The sequence below is a fragment of the Variovorax sp. DAIF25 genome, from assembly GCF_050711835.1.
Taxonomy (GTDB): Bacteria; Pseudomonadota; Gammaproteobacteria; order Burkholderiales; family Burkholderiaceae_C; genus Variovorax.
In genome coordinates this window covers 2,162,653-2,183,132 of record NZ_CP136636.1, presented here as the reverse complement: position 1 = coordinate 2,183,132, position 20,480 = coordinate 2,162,653, and the positions used below count along the sequence as shown (strand labels likewise).

Here is a 20,480-nt window from a genome sequence, read left to right as displayed (position 1 = left end):
GGATTGTCGCCGATGGCCCTGGGGCCTTGGATGCGAGGACTAAACTCCGCCCCCTATGTCCTATTCGCTTCTCTTCACCATCGCCTTTGCCGCCGCGCTGGTGGCCGGCCTGCTCGTGAAGTTCTGGCTGGCCTCGCGGCAGGTCCGGCACGTGGCGCGGCATCGCGGCGAGGTGCCCGAGGCCTTCGCGCAGACGATCAGCCTCTCGGCGCACCAGAAGGCGGCCGACTACACGGTGGCGAAGGCCCGCTTCGGACTGATAGAGATGGCCTGGAGCACGGCGCTGCTGCTGGGCTGGACCTTGCTCGGCGGCCTCGACCTGCTCAACAAAGTGCTGCTGGCCTGGCTCGGCGGCGGCATGGTGCAGCAACTGGTGCTGCTGGCGGCCTTCGCGGCCATCGGCGGCCTGCTCGAACTCCCGTTCACGCTGTGGCAGACCTTCAGGCTCGAGGAGCGCTTCGGCTTCAACAAGATGACCTGGGGCCTCTGGCTGCGCGACACGGTCGTCTCGACGCTGGTCGGCGCGGCCATCGGGCTGCCGATCGCGGCGCTGATCCTGTGGATCATGGGCGCGACCGGCACGCTGTGGTGGCTCTGGGCCTGGGCCGCGTGGATGGGCTTCAACCTGCTGCTGATGCTGGTCTATCCGATGTTCATCGCGCCGATCTTCAACAAGTTCCAGCCGCTGGACGACCCGACGCTGAAGACCCGCGTCACCGCGCTCATGAGCCGCTGCGGCTTCCGCGCCAAGGGCCTGTTCGTGATGGACGGCAGCCGCCGCAGCGCGCATGCCAACGCCTATTTCACCGGCTTCGGCGCCAGCAAGCGCGTGGTGTTCTACGACACCCTGCTGCGCCAGCTCAATGCCGGCGAGGTCGAGGCGGTGCTCGCGCACGAGCTCGGCCACTTCAAGCACCGCCACATCGTCAAGCGGCTGGTCGCGATGTTCACGCTGAGCCTCGCGGGCTTCGCGCTGCTGGGCTGGGTTTCGACCCAGGCCTGGTTCTACACGGGCCTGGGCGTGCAACCCAACATGTCGATGACGGCGCCCAACAGCGCGCTGGCGTTGCTGCTGTTCATGCTCGCGGTGCCAGTGTTCGGCTTCTTCGTCGCGCCGCTGTCGGCGCGGCTGTCGCGCAGGCACGAGTTCGAGGCCGACGCCTACGCCATCGCCCAGACCAGCGGCGCCGACCTCTCGGCCGCGCTGCTCAAGCTCTACCAGGACAACGCCTCGACCCTCACCCCCGACCCGGTGTTCGTCAAGTTCTACTACTCCCACCCGCCCGCCTCCGAGCGCCTCGCGCGCATGCTGGCGACCGCCTGAGCGCCATCTCTTTTCCATCTCCCTCGCCCCCCTTTCGAAAGCAGCGCCATGAGCACCGCCAGCATGTTGAAGATCAAGGACTGGAAGTCCATCCCCCGTAAGGCACTGAGCGCGACCGAGATCGTCTCGGCGCTCGCGCGGCTCGAAGGCTGGAAGCTCAGCGGCGACGGCGCGAACGTCGCGATCGAGAAGACCTACGGCTTCACGAACTACTTCGAGACCATCGCCTTCGTGAACGCGCTGGCGATGGTGGCCCACACACAGGACCACCACCCCGACCTGTCGGTGCACTACAACCGCTGCGTGGTGCGCTTCAACACGCACGACGTCGGTGGCATCTCGGTCACCGACTTCGACTGCGCACGCCAGGCCGATGCGCTGCTGGCGGCCGCGCCCACGGCATGACCGGAGCGATCGCCTTTGGCTAAGCCGGGCCGCGAGCGCCAGCAAGGCCGTGCTTCGGTCGATGCGCTGCACGACGGCCTCGTGGTGGCGAGCCACGGCCGCCATTGCCTCGTCGAAACGCCCGAAGGCGAACGGCGCATCTGCCATCCGCGCGGCAAGAAGAGCCAGGCCGTGGTCGGCGACCGCGTGTGCTGGCAGGCCAGCGAGGACGAAGGCACGATCGAGCAGGTGGTGCCGCGGCGCAACCTGTTCTACCGCCAGGACGACATCCGCACCAAGTCCTTCGCAGCCAATCTCGACCATGTGCTGATCCTGATCGCGGCCGAGCCCGAGTTCTCCGAACACCAGCTCGCGCGCGCCCTGATCGCGGCCGAGGCCGAGCGCATCACGCCGATCATCGCGCTCAACAAGAGCGACCTCGTCGAGCCCTTCGAGCGCGCCTGGCGCAAGCTCGCGCCCTACCGGCGCATGCACCACGGCGTGCTGCCGCTGTCGCTCAAGGCCTCGGGCGAGGTCGACCACGCCTCGCTCATGCAGCGCCTCGCAGGCAAGACCACGCTGGTGCTCGGCCCCTCGGGCGCGGGCAAGAGCACGCTGATCAACCTGCTGGTGCCGGGCGCCACCGCACTCACCGGCGAGATCTCGCAGGCACTCAATTCGGGCAAGCACACCACCACCAGCACCACCTGGTACTGGGTCGACGCGGCGCGCAGCACCGCGCTGATCGACTCGCCGGGCTTCCAGGAGTTCGGCCTGCACCACATCGCGCCGATGCAGCTCGCGGGCCTGATGCCCGACATCGCCGAGCATGCGGGCGAGTGCAAGTTCTACAACTGCACCCACCTGCACGAGCCGGGCTGCGGCGTGATCGCGCACGTGGAGTCGGCGGCCAACGACGGGCCGATCAGCGCCTCGCGCTACAGGATCTACGGCGATCTGTTCGCGGAGCTCAGCGAGACGCGCTACTGAGCCTGCAGGATCTCGCGCAGCCGCTCCACCAGCACGCTGCACTGCGCCCGCGTGCCGATGCTGATGCGCAGGTACTGCGCGATGCGCGGCTGGCGGAAGTGCCGCACCAGCACGGCGCGCTCGCGCAATGCCGCGGCCAGTTCGGCGGCATCGCGCGACGGATGCCGCGCGAACACGAAATTGGTCTGCGAGGGCAGCACCTCGAAGCCCAGGTCATCGAGCTGCAGCACCAGCCCCTCGCGGGTGTCGACCACGTCGTCGCGCGTCCGGCGAATCCAGTCCTCGTCCTCGAGCGCCGCCACGGCGCCGGCGCTCGCGAGCCGGTCGAGCGGGTAGGAGTTGAAGCTGTCCTTCACGCGCACCAGCGCATCGATCAGGTGCGCCTGTCCGCAGGCGAAGCCCACGCGCAAGCCGGCCAGCGAACGCGACTTCGAGAGCGTCTGCACCACCAGCAGGTTGGGATGGTGCGGGATCAGCGGGAGCGCGCTCTCGGCGCCGAAATCGACATAGGCCTCGTCCACCAGCACCACGCGCTCGGGACAGGCGCGCAGCAGTTCCTCGATGCGCGCCAGCGGCAGGCCGATGCCGGTGGGCGCGTTCGGGTTGGCAACGACGACGCCCGCGCAGCCTTCGCGCGCGCGATCGGCCATGGCATCGACGTCGATGCGCAGGTCCTCGTCGACCGGCAACTGCTCGCAGGCGATGCCGTAGAGCTGCGCATAGACGCGGTAGAAGCTGTAGCTGATGTCGGGCATCAGCAGCGGCTCGCGCTGCTGGAAGAAGGCGAAGAAGGCGTGGGCCAGCACCTCGTCGGAACCGTTGCCCGCGAAGACCTGCTCGACCGCGAGCCCGTGGCGGCGCGCGACGGCTTCACGCAATGCGAGCGAGGTGGGGTCCGGGTAGAGCTCGAGGCCGTTCTCGGCCGCTTCGCGGATCGCCTGGATGGCGCGCGGCGATGGCGGGTACGGGTTCTCGTTGGTGTTGAGCTTCACGAGGTCCCGGATGCGCGGCTGCTCGCCGGGCACGTAGGGCTCGAGGTCCGCGATGCGCGGGCTCCAGAACGAAGGCGCGCGCTTCGTCGCCGGATCGATCGAGTCGGCCATGGGCTCAGCCCAGCAGCCGCGCGAGCGTGAGCAGCGCGAGCAGCACCATCCACATCACGACCGAGCGCCAGACCAGGCCCACCACGCTGCGCAGGTGGCCGGGCTCGGGCTCGCGGCCCGGCGTGCTGCCGCTGTCGGGGCGCCGGGTGTCGGCGAAGGATTCGCCGGCCTGTGCACGCGGCAGCGGGTCGACGCTGGGAATCGGCCGCAGCCGGCCGCCACCCAGGCGCACGTTGACCGCGCCCGAGGTGGCCGCGAGGATCACGCCGTCGTTCTCGCTCGGAAAGCGGCGCGCGTCGTTGCGCCAGCAATCGATGGCTTCCTCGAAGCTGCCCACCACCGCGAAGCCCAGCGCCGTGATGCGCGCGGGCAGCCAGTCGATCGCATGCCAGGCGCCGTCGGCGGCCTGCTGCACCGATTCGCTCGAGGGCTGCACGGCCGCGCCGTTCTTGTGCAGCCAGTAGCGCGCGACGAATTCGCTCATGCGGTAGAAGACCGCGCCGGCCGGCCCCAGGCCGACCGCGGCGAGCACCGAGAACCAGGCCAGCACGCCGAACACGTGGCGATGCGCGGCGATCACCGAATGCTCGATCACGTGGCGCACGATCTCGCTGCGCGGCAGCTCGGCGGCATCCACGCCCTGCCAGTGCGCGAGCAGCGAGCGCGCCAGCGGCTCGTCGCCTTCGTCGAGGGCGTCGCGGATGTCGGTGAAGTGATGGCTGAACTGGCGAAAGCCCAGGGTGACGTAGAGCACCGCGATGCTCCAGAGCACCGCGAACGGCAGCCCCAGCGTGAGCACCAGCAGCCAGTGGATGCCGAGCGCGAGCAGCGTCGGCACGAAGACAGCAAGGCCCCAGGCGATCCATCCATGGTGCGGCTTGCCCGCGTCGAAGTTGCGGCTGGTCCAGCGCGTCCATGCGAGCACGCCGCCATACACGGGGTTGTGCGGGGCCAGCGGCCGCACCTGCTCGATCAGCAACGCACACAGGATGGCGAAGAAGCTCATCCAGAGATGATAGCGAGACAGCCCCGTCATTCGGGGCTTGCGGACCTATGAGGCCGACAGAACTCGCCGTTTCTTCAGGCGACTCAGGCGCTCAGGAAGCGGTAGAGATTGCGCAGCATGCCGGCCGTGGCGCCCCAGACGAAGCGCTCCTCGGTGCCGTCCTGGTAGGGCATCGAGTACCAGTGACGCTGCGTGCCGTCGCCCGCGGGCACGGCATGGCGGCGATGGTTGGCCGGGTCCATGAGCCAGCCCAGCGGGACCTCGAAGGCCTGCGCGACCTCGTAGGGATTGATCGTGAGCTCGAAGCCGGGCTCGACCAGCGACACCACCGGCGTGACGATGAACGAGGTCACCGTGGTGTAGGTCGGCAGGCTGCCGAGCACCTCGATGTAGCTGGCCGACAGGCCGACCTCTTCCCAGGCCTCGCGCAGCGCGGCGGCCGCGATGTTGGCGTCCTCGGGATCGACGCGGCCGCCCGGGAAGGCGACCTGGCCCGAATGGGTCGACAGGTTCGCGGTGCGCTCGGTGAGCAGCACGGTCGGGCCCTGCGGGCGCTGCACGATCGGCACCAGCACGGCGGCCTGCGCGGGCTCGCGGCCGGTCATGCGCGGCTCGCGGCGCAGTTCGGGCGCCCAGGCCGGCGGCGCAGCGAAGCGCGCGCGCAGGGCCTGCGCCGTCAGCTGCTCCAGCGCCACCGCGGGCAGCCCGTCGGCCGTGCCACCGCCCACCACCGGGACCTTGCGCGGGTCGAATGGCGGCAGCATCGTGGGCACGACGGCATTGACGGGTTCGGTGGGAATGGAGGACATGGACGGGGCGGCGATGGTGGCGGTCAAGTGTGGATCGTGAAGAAGTGAAAGGAAGTCGTGATGAAAGCAGGACCCGGGCCCGGAAGAACGCGCGGAGGGCCTGCCGGATCGGCCACTGCCAGAACGCAAAAAGCCGCCAGAGCGGCGGCTTTTTCGCAACAGGCAAGCCTGCAGGCAGCTTACGCGGCCGCTGCGCCCGACGACTTGCCCGGCAGCTTTTCCTTGATGCGAGCCGAACGGCCGCTGCGATCGCGCAGGTAGTACAGCTTGGCGCGGCGCACGTCGCCGCGGCGCTTGACTTCGATGTTGGCGATCAGCGGGCTGTAGGTCTGGAAGGTACGTTCCACGCCTTCGCCGCTGGAGATCTTGCGCACGGTGAAGCCGCTGTTGAGGCCACGGTTGCGCTTGGCGATCACCACGCCTTCGTAGGCCTGCACGCGCTTGCGGGTGCCTTCGACGACGTTCACGCTGACGATGACCGTGTCACCGGGCATGAAATCGGGGATGGTCTTGCCGAGACGGGAAATTTCTTCCTGCTCGAGGATCTGGATGAGGTTCATGATTTCCTGAAATCGATCGTGTCCGCGCTGCACAAAAGGCGTCGTTGGCAGGGTCTGAAGCTCTATGAAGAGTAGACGCCTGCACCGGACGCGGCCGGCCAGAGGATCGGGGAGCCTGCGATTATAGCTTTTTTTTGAGCACCGCCTCATCGGCGGCGTTCAGGCGGCCGGCAGAGCGGGCCGCGTCTATCAATTCGGGGCGTTCCCGGGCGGTGATCGCCAGCCGCTGGTCGCGGCGCCAGCGCTCGATCTGCGCATGGTGGCCCGACATCAGCGGCGCCGGCACGCCCTGCCCGTTCCACTGCTCGGGCCGCGTGTAGTGCGGGCAGTCGAGCAGGCCGTCGAGCGCGGGATTGAAGCTGTCCTGCACATGGCTGGCCTCGTCGCCGAGCACGCCGGGCTGCAGCCGCGCCACCGCGTCGAGCAGTGCCATCGCGGGGATCTCGCCGCCCGACAGCACGAAGTCGCCGAGGCTGACTTGGTGCGTGACATGGGCGTCGATGAAGCGCTGGTCGATGCCTTCGTAGCGGCCGCAGACCAGCACCGCGCCCTCGCTGGCCGACCAGCGCTCGACCGCCTCGTGGCGCAGGGCCTCGCCGATCGGCGAGAACAGCACCACCGGCGCCGGCGCACCGCGCGCGGACTGCGCCGCGGCCAGGCAGGCCGACAGCGGCTCGGCCATCATCACCATGCCGGGGCCGCCGCCGAACGGGCGGTCGTCCACGCGCTTGTAGTTGCCGGGCGCGTAGTCGCGCGGATTCCACAGCACCACCTCGACCTGCTTCGATTCGTAGGCGCGGCGCGTCACGCCGCTGGCCATGAAGGGCGCGAACAGTTCGGGAAACAGCGTGAGGATGTCGAAGCGCATGCGCGCGGACCGCGGCGGCGGGGCCGAGGTCAGTAGTCGGGCTGCCAGTCGACCGTGATGCGCCGGCCCGCGAGGTCGACGCCGTCGACGAAGGCCGAGACGAAGGGCACCATGCGCTCGATGGCCTTGCCGTCCTGCTCGGCCGCGATCACCAGCGTGGTCTGCGGGCCGGAGGCGAGCAGCTCGCGCACCGTGCCGAGCACGATGCCCTCGCGGTTGACGACCTCGAGGCCGATCAGGTCGACCCAGTAGTACTCGTCGTCGCCGGTGCTCGGGAAGCTCGAGCGCGGCACGAACACCCGCGCGCCACGCAGTGCCTCGGCCGCATTGCGGTCGGGCACGTCACGCGACGAGGCGACGATGCAGTCGGAGTGTTCCTTGGCTTCGCTGATCGCGAGCCGGAAGGCGGTGGTCGCCGAAGTCCCGGGGGCCTGCAGGAACCAGCGCTTGGAAGAAAAAAGCGCCTCGGGCTGGGCGCTGTGGGGCAGGACCTTGAACCAGCCCTTGATGCCCCAGGCATCGGCGATGCGTCCTACTTCGATCGCATCCGCTGGCAATTCGGCGGCTTCGAGCGCGGGCAGCATCGCCGTGCGGGAGCCGGCGGGCCTTAGGCCGCGGCCTTGGGAGCAGCCGCTGCGGCTTGACGGATCAGGCGCGCGACGGTGGGCGACGGCTGGGCGCCGACGCTCTTCCAGTAGGTCAGGCGGTCCTGAGCGATGCGGATGCTTTCTTCGTTTTCCTTGGCGGTCGGGTTGTAGAAACCCAGGCGCTCGATGAAGCGACCATCGCGGCGAACGCGCTTGTCCGACACGACGATGTTGAAGAACGGACGGCCTTTGGCACCGCCACGGGAGAGTCGAATGACGACCATGATTTATCCTTGGGTGGGTCGCAGGCCTTCGTGTTTGAAGATGAAAACCTGCTCACGATGTTCTTCCAGCGTCGAGACACGCGACATGGCCACCCGGCCAGCGACACGCTGAAAAGCCTGCGATTATAGCCCGCGCCGCGTTCCGGCCGAGAATTCCTGCCTGTACTGGCCAGTTTCCGGCCCATTTCCGGCCATTCCGCCTCCCCAATTTCCCCTCATGACAACGATCCGCCCCAGCCGCGAAGACGACATTCCGGCGATCGCCGCCATCTACGCGCATCACGTGCTGCACGGCACCGGCACCTTCGAGACCGAGCCGCCCTCGCCGACCGAGATGGCCAGCCGGCGTGCCGACGTACTGGGCAAGGGGCTGCCCTACCTGGTCGCCGAGCGCAACGGCGAGCTGCTCGGCTTCGCCTACTGCAACTGGTTCAAGCCGCGCCCGGCCTACCGCTACTCGGCCGAGGACTCGATCTACCTGGCCGAGGCCGCGCGCGGCCAGGGCCTGGGCGCGCAACTGCTGAGCGCACTGAGCAATGCGGCCGAGGCCGCCGGCGTGCGCAAGCTGATCGCGGTGATCGGCGACTCGGCCAATGCCGGCTCGATCGGCGTGCACCGCGGCCAGGGCTTCACCCAGGTCGGCGTGCTCAAGGACTGCGGCTGGAAGTTCGGCCAGTGGCGCGACGTCGTGCTGATGGAAAAGACCATCGGCGAAGGCAGCAGCACCCATCCCGAATGAACGAAGCAACGAAACAAGGATCGAGCACCGCATGAAAAGCAAGACGACCACGGCCTGGCTGGCCTTCCTCGGCGGCCCGCTGGGCCTGCACCGCTTCTACCTGCGCGGACTCGGCGACTGGCTCGGCTGGCTGCTGCCGATCCCGACCGCGCTCGGCCTCTACGGCGTCGAGCGCGTGCGCATGTACGGCGTGGACGACGGCTGGAGCTGGGTGCTGATCCCCTTCCTCGGCTTCACCATCGCCGGCTGCGCGCTCACGGCCATCGTCTATGGCCTGATGACGCCCGAGAAGTGGAACGCGCGCTACAACGCCGGCGCCGCCCTCGACGCCGAACCCGGCCGCACGAGCTGGGCCACCATCGGCGCGGTGGTGCTCGCGCTGTTCTTCGGTAGCACCATCCTCATGGCCAGCATCGTGTTCAGCTTCCAGCGCTATTTCGAGCACCAGGTCGAAGAGGGCCGGAAGATCTCGCAGTAGTCCGCGCACCCCGGCCGGTCGATGCGCCCCGCGGAGATCGGGCGCAACCACCGGTTTCCATGATTGACGGCCGCTCCCTCCCGGTTATGGTGTGCCCATAAATCACGACGGGCCGAGGGAGCATTGCCATGCTGGAGGACCCCGTGCTGCGTCGCGCGCTCGACGCGGTACATCATCTGACCGACCCCGAGCCACCCTGGCTCGGCGTGCTCGAAGGCGCGTGCGGCCTGATCGGCGGCGAGAGCGCGACCTTCATCATGGTCGATGCCGGCGGCCAGCTGCTGTCGGCCCAGCAATGGAACGTCGACCCCGAGGCGGAGCGCGTCTACCGCGAGCACTACGTCCAGCAGGACATCATCACGCCGAAGGCCCTCGGCGCGGCCCCCGGCACCTGGCTCGACACGGCGGAATTCTTCAACGCGGGCGACCTGTCGGGCAATGCCTACTACGCCGACTACATGCTGCGCTACGGCATGCGCCAGATGCTCAGCTACCAGATCGAGGACGGCCCGCATCGCCGCGGCGGCCTGACCCTGCAGCGCAGCCGGCCGCTGCAGCGCACGCGCAGCCATCTCGATTCCGAGCGGGTGCGCCATTTCACCCACGCGCTGCAGTCGGCGCTCGCGCGTCGCCGCGAATACGCCGAAGGCTGGCTCGCCACGGCCGAATCGGCCTTCGAGGCCTTCGGCGAGGCCATGCTGCTGGTCAATGCCACGGGCACGGTGCAGCACGTGTCGGCCCACGCGGCCGAGTTGCTGTCGCACCGCAGCGCGCTGCGCGTGCACCAGGGCCGGCTCTGGCATCCCGCCGCGCGGGCGCGCGATGCGCTGGCGGCGACCCTCGCGCGCGCCTCGGCGCCCGGCAGCGCGCCCACGCGGCTGCTGATGCCCGCCGACCGCGACAGCCTGGCCTGCGGCCTGCAGTTCACCAAGGCACAGGCGCATCTGCGCGTCGCGAACGAGCCGCTGCTGCTCGTGCGCCTGCATCTGCCCGATCGGGTGCAGCCGCTCGATGCCGAGCTGCTGCGCGGCGCCTTCGGCCTCACGCCGGCCGAGGCGCGGGTGCTGGTCGCGCTGGTCGAGGGACAGACGCTCAAGCAGCATGCGGCGGCGCAGGCGGTCTCCATCAACACGGTGCGCACGCAACTCGCGGCGCTGATGGACAAGATGGGTTGCCAGCGGCAGATCGACCTGGTGCGCATGGCACTGTCGGTGGCGTAGCGTCCGGCGGCGAACGCCCATGCGGCGGCGCGGCGCGAGGCCGTCCACTGCGAAGAAAAAAAGGAAATCAGGCGGGAAGGACCCGGCGCCCCGAGGGCTCGCGCATCCGGTGGGCCTGCGCGGTCGGTCGTGCCGACACCGGGTACCAACCAAAAAAACCACCCGACCAGAGCCGGGTGGCAAACCTTGGAGACAAAAAAGACGCGGAAATCAGAAGCTGTGACGCAGACCGAAGTCGTAGCCCGTCGACGAGCGCGGTGCCCAGCCGGCGGTGGCCAGGTAGGCCGGGGCGCCACCGGTGGTCACGCGACCGAAGACGGTCGGGTTGTTCTGACCGTCCTTGATGCGCACGCGAGCGAGCGTGGCATACAGCGCGGTGCGCTTCGACAGGTTGTGCACGTAGCCGATCGCGAACTGGTTGGCCTTGGTCGACAGCTCGGGGTTGCCGAACAGCGCGAGGGCCGGGTTCACGACGGGGTTCTGGCCAGCCTTGTACTTCAGGTAGCCGTACGAAGCCTTGATCTGGCCCGGGCCCACCGGCACGCTGACGCCGAGCAGGAAACCGTCGTACTTGTCGGTCACGCTGTTGACGTAGTTCAGAGCACCCAGGGTGGTGACGTTGTCGAACTTGTTGCGGGCCGACGAGTACTCGCCGAACAGCTTCGCAGCGCCGAGGTCGTAGCTCGCACCGAGGTTGAAGGTGTTGATGCGGTTCTTGAACGCTTGCGAAGCCAGCGCCGGGGTCAGGACCGTGGTCGCGGTCAGCGGCGTGGAGTCCTTGTTGTCCTGGCCGTAGGAAACAGCCACGTCGAGCGGGCCGTTGGCATAGCCGACGCGACCGCCGAAGTACGAACCGCGCTTGGACGGCGACTCGATCACGTTCTCGTCGAACTTCACGTTCTCGTGCAGCGCGTACTGGAACTGGCCGTAGAAGCCACCGAGGTTCGGCGGCAGGAAGTAGCCGATGCTGTTGCTGGCGCGCGCGTAGTTGTCGCTGGCCGAAGCGCCGTTGGGAGCGGTGCCGCCCTTGCGCGACAGCGAATCGCCGACGCGGCTGATCAGGCTCGTGCCCACGCCACGCAGACCGAAGGGATCGAACACGTTGTCGTTCCAGTAGGTGGGCGTGTAGTCGCGGCCGAGGCGGATTTCGCCGAAGCCACCCGACAGGCTCACGGTGGAGCGACGGTCGAACGCGGCCACGCCGGTCTTGCCGTCATCGTTGGTGATGCCCGATTCGAGCCAGAAGCTCGCTGCCAGGCCACCGCCCAGATCTTCCGTGCCGCGGAAGCCGAGGCGGCTGGAGCTGCTGCTGCCGTTCGCCAGGGCCGTTTGGCTCTGCTTGCGCGAAGCGCCGATCAGCAGCGGGTTCGTGCCACGGTACTCGCTCTTGGTCGAGTAGTTGCTCACGCTCGCATCGACCACGCCGAACAGCGTCACCGACGATTGAGCAGCCGCTCCGCCGGCCGCCAGCACGGCGGCCAATGCCACCAGGGATTTTTTCATTTCAGCTTCCTCTTTCTTAAGCACAACAAGCGTCCTGGGCGGTCCTTCGAGGAACCACCCCGGAACGGGGGGGACACCGGGGATTCCGCGGCGGCTCGCCGCGGTTTCTCGTGCGCATCGGATCGCGTTTCTTTCGGCACCGGCGTGGGACCGGCTTCGAGCGACGCTGCACACGATGCATCTGCAATCGGGTGCAGTGATGGTCTCGTGTGCGAGTGAAGAGTCCGTGACAACCCTTAGAGCCCATCGATGGAATCGGGACTCTTTGGCGCGATAACAACAGGCTCAGAAAGTTGTGCTGAAACGCACTGCGCGGCGCGCATCGACGACGGGCTCGCGCTACAACGACGGCTTGTTCGCCCACTGTCGATCGCAGCACGTCGATCCAGGCCCCAAGGAGTTGCGCATGATCGAATGGCCCGAGAGAAACCGCCCCGGCTTCGTCGCGTTCCACCATGACTACCGCGAAGACGGGTGGGGCCTCGGGAAGCCGGAGGACGAGTCCTACTTCGACTTCGAGCAGATCAGGGAGTACATGCGCGGCGTACTCGTCCACCCCGGGAATTTCTTCGGCCTCATCGACCAGTTCGGCGAGACGCTTCAGTTCTACGTGAACGACGACCGCACGGTCCAGATCGATTTCATCGTCGAGGCACGGCGAGGCTCGCTGGTGAAGATGGCGCCCTTAGACGAGTGCATCGCGCTGGTCGAGAGCGCGGGGCCGTCGCTGGCGGCGCTCGTCATTCCGGGCGCCGTGTTTCAGGCCTGGTAGCCGCGCTCAGAAGATCTGCCAGCTCACCCAATAAGCAATCGCCGCCACGAACGCCGACGCGGGGATCGTGAAGATCCACGCCCACACGATGTTGCCCGCCACGCCCCAGCGCACCGCGCTCGCGCGCTGCGCCGAGCCCACGCCGACGATGGCGCCGGTGATGGTGTGGGTGGTCGACACGGGAATGCCCAGCGCGGTGGCCAGGAACAGCGTGAGCGCGCCACCGGTCTCGGCGCAGAAGCCGCCCACGGGCTTGAGCTTGGTGATCTTCTGGCCCATGGTCTTCACGATGCGCCAGCCGCCGAACATGGTGCCCAGCGCGATCGCGGCATAGCAGCTCACGATGACCCAGGTCGGCGGTTCGGCCTCGCCGGCCGAGGCGTAGCCGGTGGCGATCAAGAGCATCCAGATGATGCCGATGGTCTTCTGCGCGTCGTTGCCGCCGTGGCCCAGGCTGTAGGCGCCGGCGGAGACCAGCTGCAGCCGCCGGAACCAGCGGTCGATGCGCGAGGGCGTGGCGCGGCGGAAGGTCCAGGCCACGATCACCATCATCAGCGAGCCGAGCAGGAAGCCCAGCACCGGCGAGACGAAGATGAAGGCCACGGTCTTCCAGATGCCCGAGGCGACGAGGCCACTGGTGCCGGTCTTGGCGATCACGGCGCCGACGATGCCGCCGATCAGCGCATGCGAGGAACTGCTGGGGATGCCGTAGTACCAGGTGACGAGGTTCCAGCTGATGGCGCCGATCAGCGCGCCGAACACCACGTGCACGTCGACCACGCCGGGCTGGGCGATGCCCTTGCCCACGGTGGCCGCCACGCTCAGGTGGAAGACGAAGATCGCGATCAGGTTGAAGAAGGCGGCGAACACCACGGCCTGGCCGGGCCGCAGCACGCCCGTGGACACCACGGTCGCGATCGAGTTGGCGGCATCGTGGAAGCCGTTCATGAAGTCGAACAGGATCGCGAGCGCGACCAGCACCATCACCACCCAGAGGGCGACCTGCACCGTTGCCATCGGTCGTGCCCGCTCAGGAGTTCTCGAGGACGATGCCCTCGATCACGTTGGCCACGTCCTCGCACTTGTCGGTGATCGTCTCGAGCAGCTCGTAGATCGCCTTGAGCTTGATGACCTCGCGCACGTCGGGCTCCTCGCGGAACAGCTTGCTCATGGCGCTGCGCATCACGCGGTCGGCGTCGGACTCGAGGCGGTCGATCTCCTCGCAGGTCTTCAGGGTGGCCTCGGCCACGGCCGGGTCGGCGATCTTGCCGAGGTACTTCACGGCGTCCTTCAGGCGGTCGCAGCACTTCACGCTCAGCGTGGTGAGGCGCACGATCTCGTCGGTCATGTGGCGCACGTCGTACAGCGCCATGGTCTCGGCCGAGTCCTGGATCAGGTCGGCCACGTCGTCCATGGTGTTGATGAGCTTGTGGATCTGCTCGCGGTCGATCGGCGTGATGAAGGTCTTGTGGATCAGCCGGTTGACGTCGTGCGTGACGCGGTCGGCCGCGCGCTCGGCGTTGTCGACGTCGCGGTTGTACTGCTCGCGCAGGTGCACGTCGTTGTAGTTGGTGACGAGTTGCTCGAAGGCCCGGGCCGCCTCGACGATGCGCTCGGCGTGCTGGTTGAACATCTCGAAGAAATTGCCCTCGCGGGGCAGCAGCTTGCCGAACATGGCGACTCCTGGAGGACGTCAATCACAACTTGATGACGCCTTGATGAAAAAACCCGCGAAGTTTAAACGGGCGGATCGTGCGATCCGGACCTTGGGGGGTTGATCTTTTCGTTGTATATGCGCGAGGCGCGGCGGCCGCGGCCGCCTTCCGGTCCGAAAACGACTCAGGCCGCGAGCTTCAGCACGGGCAGCTGCCATCCGCCATAGATGCCGCCGAGCCGCAGCGCCACGACCAGCGCGATGCCGGCATGGAAGGCCCAGCGCCGCGGCAGGCCCGCCGCCTGCAGCAGCAGGTAGGCGACGATCCCCGCGATGGCGGCCGAGCCGTAGAAGCCGCCGCTCAGCAGCAGCGGCACGTGGCCCGTGAGCACGTCGCGCAGCAGGCCGCCGGCGGCACCGGTCATGGTGCCGGTCAGCACCACGATCAGCGCGCCGTGGCGCTGCTCCTCGGCCACCTGCGCGCCCATGACGGCGAACAGCCCGAGGCCCAGCGCATCGGCCACCGCGAGCGCGTGCTGCGGCACCGGCAACGCGTGCAGCCAGGCGATGGCCAGCGCCGAGACGGCGAGGATCACCCAGGCATAGCGGGTGTCGCGGATCCAGAACACGGGATGGCGGTCGAGCAGCAGGTCGCGCAGGGTGCCGCCGCCGACCGCGGTGACCGAGGCGATCACGACCACGCCGAGCCAGTCGAGCCCCGCATGGGCCGCGGCCAGCACGCCGCTGACTGCGAACACCGCGACGCCGGCGAGATCGAGGACGTACAGCAGCATGGCGCCCGCCCTCCCCCGAAACCTTCGCTCAGGCCTTGGCGTCGGTGTCGCGCAGCCGCTCGATGACCTGCTTCGACACGCGCGCCAGCGCGGCGCGCGGCACCTTGTCGGGCGCGATCTCGGCCAGCGGCTTGAGCACGAAGGCGCGCTCGCGCATGCGCGGATGCGGCAGCGTGAGCGCGGGCGTGTCCTTGACCGTGTTGCCGTGCGTCAGCAGGTCGAGGTCGAGGGTGCGCGGCGCGTTCGGGAACGGCCGCTCGCGCCCGGCTTCGAGCTCGAGCAGCTGCAGGTCGGCCAGCAGCGCCTCGGCCGTGAGGCCGGTGCGCACCGCGACCACGGCATTGATGAAATCGGGGCCGGTGGCATCGACCGGCGCGCTGCGGTAGAGCGAGGAACTGGCCGTCACGGTGGTGCGCTCGATCGCGCCGATGGCGAGGATGGCGGCGCGCACCGCCGCGGCGGCATCGCCGAGGTTGGCGCCGATCGCGATGAAGGCCTGGACGGTGGGGTACTCGTCGCGGGACCGACTCGGGGGCCGGGCAGAACCGGAGCCCCCCGAGCGACCGGCCGGCTTGCGCGCCGGTGCGGCACCCTTGCGGGCCGGACCGGCGGCGTTGGATCCACGGGCGGGACCGGCGGAATTGGCGCCGCGGCCCGGCGCGCGGCCGGGCTTGCCATCGCCATCGCGGGCATCGCGCGGCGCCTGGCGGCGGCCCTCGCCGCCCCCCGCGGGCTTGGGCCCCGGCGCAGCCTTGCCGCCCGGCGGGCGCTTGGCGGTGCTCATTCGGATGCGGCTGGCGCGCCGCCCTCACCACCGGTACGCGGCTTGCGGCGGCGCCGGCGCTTGCGCGGCGCGGCCGGCTCGCCATCGGGCGGCACGGTGCCGCCCTCGCCTTCGGTCGTCTCGTCGTCCTCGCGCTCGTCGCTACGCGCAGCGGCGCTCCTGGGAGCTGCGCCCCCGGGCGCGGCCGCCGCCGGCGCGGTGTTGCGCACCCGCACGCGCTGGCGCGTCTTCTGTTCGTCGCGCACCTGGTCCAGCAGGTCCTGGCGCCGCGTGTCGTCCGAGGTGCTGAACTCCTGCCACCACTCGGCGATGGCCTCGCTGACCTCGCCGACGTCGGCGCGCAGGCGCATGAAGTCGAAGGCGGCACGGAAGCGCGCCTGCTCGACCAGGCTGTAGGGCGTGGAGCCGGTGCGCTTGTCGAAGCGCGGCTGCATCATCCAGATCTCGCGCATGTCGGCGGCCAGCTTGCCGCGGCCCGAGACGTCGCCGATGCGCGCGTTGAACACGTCGTCGATCGCGTCCTGCAGCGCCGGGAACGGCGGCTGCGCGCGCTGGCCGTTGCGGCCTTCCTGGCGCTGGGCCCAGCCGTCGCGCACGTCGGCCCACAGCACGCAGGCCAGCAGGAAGCTCGGCGCCACCGGCTTGCCCTCGCCGACGCGGCGGTCGGTGTCCTGCAGCGCGGCCTTCACGAACGGCAGGTCGGCACGCTCCACCACCACGTCGAGCAGCGGATAGATGCCCTTGGCGAGCCCCAGCTTGCGCAGTTGCTCGACGGTGGCGATCGCATGGCCGGTCTGCAGCAGCTTGAGCATCTCGTCGAACAGGCGGCTCTGCGGCACGTCGGCCAGCAGCTTGCTCGACTCGACCAGCGGCGCGCCGGTCTTGGGCTCGAGCTTGAAGCCCAGGGCCGCGAGCTTGGCCGAGAAGCGGATGGCGCGGATGATGCGCACCGGGTCCTCGCGGTAGCGCACGGCCGGGTCGCCGATCATGCGCAGCACCAGCTTCTGGGCATCGCGGATGCCGTGGTGGTAGTCGATCACCACCTGCCGCGCCGGGTCGTAGTACATCGCGTTGACGGTGAAGTCGCGGCGCGCGGCGTCTTCCTCCTGCGGGCCCCAGACGTTGTCGCGCAGCACGCGGCCGCTGGCGTCCACGGCATGGGTCATGCCCGCGAGCTCGCCCTTGCTGGTGCGCTCGTTGCCGCTGACCTGGCCGGCGGCGGCGGCATCCATGTAGGCGCGGAAGGTCGAGACCTCGATCACCTCGTGCTCGCGGCCGCGCCCGTACACCACGTGCACGATGCGGAAGCGCCGCCCGATGATGAAGGCGCGGCGGAACAGCCCCTTGACCTGCTCGGGCGTGGCATTGGTCGCCACGTCGAAGTCCTTGGGCCGCAGGCCCAGCAGCAGGTCGCGCACCGCGCCGCCCACCACGTAGGCCTCGAAGCCGGCCTGCTGCAGGGTGGTGACCACGTTCTTCGCGCGTTCGTCGACCAGGGCCGGATCGATCCGGTGAACCTCCGCCGGCACTTCCTCGCGCTTGCCGAAGCGGCTCTTTCCCTGTGCGCCGCCGGCGGATTTGCCGAGCAGCTTGTCGATGAATTTCTTGATCATTGGTTGAGAAGGGTTCTTCTTATTCGTTTTCGAGCATGGAGCGGATCAACGGAATGGTGATCGCGCGTTGCGTCTGCAGCGCATAGCCGTCGAGCTGCGTGAGCAGCTCCATCAGGCTGCCGAGGTCGCGGCTGAAGCGGTGCAGCATGTAGTCGAGGACATCGTCGGACAGCATCACGCCGCGCGCATCGGCGGCCTGGCGCAGCACGGCGCGTCGTTCGCTCTCGCCGAGCACCTGCAGATGGAACACGTGGCCCCAGCCGAGGCGGGTGCGCAGGTCCTCGCGCAGCGGCAGGTCGGCCGGCGGCAGCGCGCCCGCGGCCACCACGCCACGCTGCAGGCTCTGCGCGTTGACGAACCAGTTGAAGGCCGCGTGCTGCTGCACGGCGGTGTAGAGGTGCACGTCGTCGAGCAGCACGGCGACCCAGCGCTCGTCGAACTCGGGCGGCTCCAGCAGGCCGGCGTGCAGCCAGCCCACGCTGGCGCCCTGCTCGCGCAGCGCCACGCGCACCGATTCGAGCAGGTGGGTCTTGCCGCTGCCGCTTTCGCCCCACAGGTAGGTGGGCACGGGCGAGTGGAGCGCCGGACTGCCGGCGCCGCCCACCCACAGTTGCAGGTGCCGCAGCGCCGCCTCGTTCGGGCCGGCAAAGAAGGCGTCGAAGCTGGGGCCCGTCGCGATGCCGATATCGAGCGCGAGCTGTTTCATCCCGGGAAGGTTCATGGAGGGGGCGGTCAACGCCCGTAAAATCGTCCGGAATTCTATCGGCCCGGCCGTTTCGCCCTTTGACCCTCCCCCCGGGGTGCCATCGCGGCCGGTGCGCTTTCCATTCCTCTCGCTCCCAACCAGCCATGACCTCCCCTCTGCCCACTCCGCTCAGCTACAAGGACGCCGGCGTCGACATCGATGCCGGCGACGCGCTGGTCGACCGCATCAAGCCGCTCGCGAAGAAAACCATGCGCGAAGGCGTGCTGGCCGGCATCGGCGGTTTCGGCGCGCTGTTCGAGGTGCCCAAGCGCTACAAGGAGCCGGTGCTGGTGAGCGGCACCGACGGCGTGGGCACCAAGCTCAAGCTGGCCTTCGAGTGGAACATGCACGACACGGTCGGCATCGACCTGGTGGCCATGAGCGTCAACGACGTGCTGGTGCAGGGCGCCGAGCCGCTGTTCTTCCTCGACTACTTCGCCTGCGGCAAGCTCGACGTCGACACCGCCGCGGCGGTGGTGGGCGGCATCGCGCGCGGCTGCGAGCTCTCGGGCTGCGCGCTGATCGGCGGCGAAACCGCCGAAATGCCCGGCATGTACCCGGCCGGCGAGTACGACCTGGCGGGCTTCGCGGTCGGCGCGGTCGAGAAATCGAAGATCCTGACCGGCCAGAACGTCAAGCCCGGCGACGTGGTGCTGGGCCTGGCCTCGGCCGGCGTGCATTCCAACGGTTTCAGCCTGGTGCGCAAGGTGATCGAGCGCGCTCAACAAGACGGTGCCGACCTGCCCGCCACGCTCGACGGCAAGCCCTTCCGCGAGGCCGTGATGGAGCCCACCCACCTCTACGTGAAGCCGGTGCTCGAGGCGCTCGGCAAGCACCCGATCAAGGCGCTGGCCCACATCACCGGCGGCGGCCTGCTCGAGAACATCCCGCGCGTGCTGCCCGAAGGCACGGCCGCCCACCTGAAGAAGGGCAGCTGGCCGCAGACCGAGCTGTTCGCCTGGCTGCAGAAGGTGGCCGGCATCGACGACATCGAGATGAACCGCACCTTCAACAACGGCATCGGCATGGTGGTGGTGATCGACGCGGCCGAGGCCGCCGCATGTGCCGCCACGCTGCGCGCCGCTGGCGAGACGGTGCACGAGATCGGCGTCATCGCCGAGCGCGGCGAGGGCGCGGCCGTGGTCGTCGCCTGAACGAACCGGGTTTCGACGCGCGAGCGCCCTCCCGGATGACCAAGCCCCTGCCCACCGCCCCCATCGCTCCCGTGCCGCCACGCAGCGCCCCGCGCAACGTGGTGATCGCCAGCTACCTGCTGATGCTCGCGGGCCTGATGCTCGTGATGTGGCAGCACCTGCTGCCGGGCCTGCTGTGCGCCTGCATCGGCTTCCTGGCCACGCGCTTCTTCGCGCGGCTGATCGGGCGCGGCCTGGCGCGCGTCGCGCCGCTGCGCGCGCGCGGCGACGGCATCGCGCGCGTGGTGGCGGTCACGCTGGTGCTGCTGGCGCCGATCGCGCTGATCACGCTGGGGCTCTCGCAGGCGCGGGAATACATCATCGACGCGCCCGACCAGTACCGCGAGCTGCTCGACTACACGGCGCGCACGGTGCTCGAGCTGCGGCTGAAGCTGCCGCCCGAGATCGCGGTCTACCTGCCCGAGGGCGCGGCCGAGATCCAGCGCATGGTGGCGAACTACATGCGCGCCCAGGCCGGCATGCTGGCGCTCACCGGCCGGGCCTGGCTCGGGGCGCTGCTGTTCGCCTACGTGGGACTGATCATCGGCGGGCTGGCCGCCGTGGCGCATGCGCGCGGACCGCGCCGGCCGCTGTCGGAGGAACTGCACCAGCGCATCACGATGTTCGGCCAGGCCTTCGGCCAGATCGTCGCGGCGCAGTTCTGGATCGCCGCCTTCAACACGCTGCTGACCGCCATCTTCCTGCTGGTGCTGATGCCGCTGTGGGGCCCGCACCTGCCCTACACGCCCGCGCTGATCACGCTGACCTTCGTGGCCGGGCTGGTGCCGATCGTGGGCAACCTGGTGTGCAACGCGGTGATCACGCTGGTGGCGCTGTCGGTGTCGCCGGTGACCGCGGCAGCCTGCCTGGCCTTCCTGATCCTGATCCACAAGGCCGAGTACGTGATCAACGCCAAGGTGGTGGGTAGCCGCACGCAGATGAGCGTGTGGGAGCTGCTGGCCGTGATGTTCGTGGCCGAGGCGGTGTTCGGCCCGGCCGGGCTGGTGGCCGCGCCGCTGTTCTACGCCTATCTCAAGAAAGAGCTGCAGGCCGGCGGCCTGGTCTGAGGC

The 20,480-nt window shown here is 69.0% G+C and carries 23 protein-coding genes; 9 read left to right on the top strand and 14 right to left on the bottom strand.

Features of this window, described 5'->3' with window-relative positions:
* Positions 1 to 55: 55 nt before the first annotated feature.
* The 3 genes from R0232_RS09995 to rsgA are packed head-to-tail and all read left to right on the top strand — an operon-like array spanning position 56 to position 2,698.
* On the top strand, positions 56 to 1,324 hold the full coding sequence (locus tag R0232_RS09995; RefSeq protein ID WP_431511997.1) for a M48 family metallopeptidase: 1,269 nt from the start codon (positions 56 to 58) through the stop codon (positions 1,322 to 1,324).
* A 48-nt stretch (positions 1,325 to 1,372) separates the two neighbouring features.
* Positions 1,373 to 1,729, top strand: a complete 357-nt coding sequence (locus tag R0232_RS09990) for a 4a-hydroxytetrahydrobiopterin dehydratase (RefSeq protein ID WP_057590639.1) — start codon at positions 1,373 to 1,375, stop codon at positions 1,727 to 1,729.
* A 15-nt stretch (positions 1,730 to 1,744) separates the two neighbouring features.
* Positions 1,745 to 2,698, top strand: a complete 954-nt coding sequence (gene rsgA, locus R0232_RS09985) for a ribosome small subunit-dependent GTPase A (RefSeq protein ID WP_431511996.1) — start codon at positions 1,745 to 1,747, stop codon at positions 2,696 to 2,698.
* Here the strand turns inward: rsgA and hisC are convergent.
* The 7 genes from hisC to rpsP all read right to left on the bottom strand — a co-directional run bounded on the left by hisC (position 2,692) and on the right by rpsP (position 7,915).
* Positions 2,692 to 3,801 carry a histidinol-phosphate transaminase gene (hisC, locus tag R0232_RS09980; RefSeq protein ID WP_431511995.1) on the bottom strand — a complete coding sequence of 370 codons (1,110 nt, stop codon included), beginning with the start codon at positions 3,799 to 3,801 and terminating at the stop codon, positions 2,692 to 2,694. The two genes, rsgA and hisC, sit on opposite strands and share 7 nt — an antisense overlap.
* A gap of 4 nt (positions 3,802 to 3,805) precedes the next feature.
* Positions 3,806 to 4,807, bottom strand: coding sequence for a CobD/CbiB family protein (locus R0232_RS09975; RefSeq protein WP_208513765.1), 1,002 nt, complete (start codon positions 4,805 to 4,807; stop codon positions 3,806 to 3,808).
* Between the two features lie 83 nt (positions 4,808 to 4,890).
* On the bottom strand, positions 4,891 to 5,616 hold the full coding sequence (locus R0232_RS09970) for a CoA pyrophosphatase (protein WP_431511994.1): 726 nt from the start codon (positions 5,614 to 5,616) through the stop codon (positions 4,891 to 4,893).
* Positions 5,617 to 5,795: 179 nt separating this feature from the next.
* Complete coding sequence (gene rplS, locus R0232_RS09965; protein ID WP_431511993.1) at positions 5,796 to 6,176, bottom strand: 50S ribosomal protein L19; 381 nt, start codon at positions 6,174 to 6,176, stop codon at positions 5,796 to 5,798.
* A 121-nt stretch (positions 6,177 to 6,297) separates the two neighbouring features.
* Complete coding sequence (gene trmD, locus R0232_RS09960) at positions 6,298 to 7,044, bottom strand: tRNA (guanosine(37)-N1)-methyltransferase TrmD (RefSeq protein WP_431511992.1); 747 nt, start codon at positions 7,042 to 7,044, stop codon at positions 6,298 to 6,300.
* 29 nt (positions 7,045 to 7,073) lie between these two features.
* Entirely contained in the window at positions 7,074 to 7,628 is a 555-nt protein-coding gene (gene rimM, locus R0232_RS09955; RefSeq protein WP_431511991.1) for a ribosome maturation factor RimM, read from the bottom strand.
* A 23-nt stretch (positions 7,629 to 7,651) separates the two neighbouring features.
* Positions 7,652 to 7,915 (bottom strand): 30S ribosomal protein S16, encoded by a 264-nt coding sequence (gene rpsP, locus R0232_RS09950; protein ID WP_057590647.1) that lies wholly within the window; start codon positions 7,913 to 7,915, stop codon positions 7,652 to 7,654.
* 217 nt (positions 7,916 to 8,132) lie between these two features.
* Between rpsP and R0232_RS09945 the strand changes: the two genes are divergently transcribed.
* The 3 genes from R0232_RS09945 (at position 8,133) to R0232_RS09935 (ending at position 10,352) form a co-directional block, all read left to right on the top strand.
* The gene (locus R0232_RS09945; RefSeq protein WP_431511990.1) at positions 8,133 to 8,654 is read left to right on the top strand and encodes an N-acetyltransferase family protein; all 522 of its coding nucleotides are present in this window, start codon (positions 8,133 to 8,135) and stop codon (positions 8,652 to 8,654) included.
* A gap of 31 nt (positions 8,655 to 8,685) precedes the next feature.
* Positions 8,686 to 9,132, top strand: coding sequence for a TM2 domain-containing protein (locus R0232_RS09940; RefSeq protein WP_093348893.1), 447 nt, complete (start codon positions 8,686 to 8,688; stop codon positions 9,130 to 9,132).
* A 128-nt stretch (positions 9,133 to 9,260) separates the two neighbouring features.
* Positions 9,261 to 10,352: a helix-turn-helix transcriptional regulator gene (locus R0232_RS09935; RefSeq protein ID WP_431511989.1), complete on the top strand. Its 1,092-nt coding sequence runs from the start codon at positions 9,261 to 9,263 to the stop codon at positions 10,350 to 10,352.
* A 210-nt stretch (positions 10,353 to 10,562) separates the two neighbouring features.
* Here the strand turns inward: R0232_RS09935 and R0232_RS09930 are convergent, their stop codons facing one another.
* Positions 10,563 to 11,855: a porin gene (locus R0232_RS09930; RefSeq protein WP_093348891.1), complete on the bottom strand. Its 1,293-nt coding sequence runs from the start codon at positions 11,853 to 11,855 to the stop codon at positions 10,563 to 10,565.
* 406 nt (positions 11,856 to 12,261) lie between these two features.
* Between R0232_RS09930 and R0232_RS09925 the strand changes: the two genes are divergently transcribed.
* The gene (locus tag R0232_RS09925; protein ID WP_431511988.1) at positions 12,262 to 12,627 is read left to right on the top strand and encodes a hypothetical protein; all 366 of its coding nucleotides are present in this window, start codon (positions 12,262 to 12,264) and stop codon (positions 12,625 to 12,627) included.
* A gap of 6 nt (positions 12,628 to 12,633) precedes the next feature.
* On the opposite strand, the gene R0232_RS09920 is transcribed toward R0232_RS09925, so the two are convergent.
* The 6 genes from R0232_RS09920 to hda all read right to left on the bottom strand — a co-directional run bounded on the left by R0232_RS09920 (position 12,634) and on the right by hda (position 18,178).
* Positions 12,634 to 13,644, bottom strand: a complete 1,011-nt coding sequence (locus tag R0232_RS09920) for an inorganic phosphate transporter (protein ID WP_057590651.1) — start codon at positions 13,642 to 13,644, stop codon at positions 12,634 to 12,636.
* A gap of 13 nt (positions 13,645 to 13,657) precedes the next feature.
* A complete protein-coding gene (locus R0232_RS09915) occupies positions 13,658 to 14,302 on the bottom strand; it encodes a DUF47 domain-containing protein (RefSeq protein ID WP_057590652.1) in 645 nt (214 codons plus the stop codon).
* A 164-nt stretch (positions 14,303 to 14,466) separates the two neighbouring features.
* Positions 14,467 to 15,075: a trimeric intracellular cation channel family protein gene (locus R0232_RS09910; protein WP_431511987.1), complete on the bottom strand. Its 609-nt coding sequence runs from the start codon at positions 15,073 to 15,075 to the stop codon at positions 14,467 to 14,469.
* A 28-nt stretch (positions 15,076 to 15,103) separates the two neighbouring features.
* Positions 15,104 to 15,859 carry a 2-amino-4-hydroxy-6-hydroxymethyldihydropteridine diphosphokinase gene (gene folK, locus R0232_RS09905; protein ID WP_431511986.1) on the bottom strand — a complete coding sequence of 252 codons (756 nt, stop codon included), beginning with the start codon at positions 15,857 to 15,859 and terminating at the stop codon, positions 15,104 to 15,106.
* Entirely contained in the window at positions 15,856 to 17,472 is a 1,617-nt protein-coding gene (pcnB, locus tag R0232_RS09900) for a polynucleotide adenylyltransferase PcnB (RefSeq protein WP_431511985.1), read from the bottom strand. The genes folK and pcnB overlap by 4 nt, the downstream gene beginning before the upstream one ends.
* Positions 17,473 to 17,491: 19 nt before the next feature.
* On the bottom strand, positions 17,492 to 18,178 hold the full coding sequence (gene hda / locus R0232_RS09895; protein WP_281077707.1) for a DnaA regulatory inactivator Hda: 687 nt from the start codon (positions 18,176 to 18,178) through the stop codon (positions 17,492 to 17,494).
* A 143-nt stretch (positions 18,179 to 18,321) separates the two neighbouring features.
* Here hda and purM point away from each other — a divergent pair, with 143 nt between their 5' ends.
* Together purM and R0232_RS09885 are read left to right on the top strand one after the other, a co-directional pair.
* Positions 18,322 to 19,371 (top strand): phosphoribosylformylglycinamidine cyclo-ligase, encoded by a 1,050-nt coding sequence (gene purM, locus R0232_RS09890; RefSeq protein WP_431511984.1) that lies wholly within the window; start codon positions 18,322 to 18,324, stop codon positions 19,369 to 19,371.
* 35 nt (positions 19,372 to 19,406) lie between these two features.
* Positions 19,407 to 20,477, top strand: a complete 1,071-nt coding sequence (locus R0232_RS09885) for an AI-2E family transporter (protein ID WP_203204922.1) — start codon at positions 19,407 to 19,409, stop codon at positions 20,475 to 20,477.
* Positions 20,478 to 20,480: the final 3 nt, after the last annotated feature.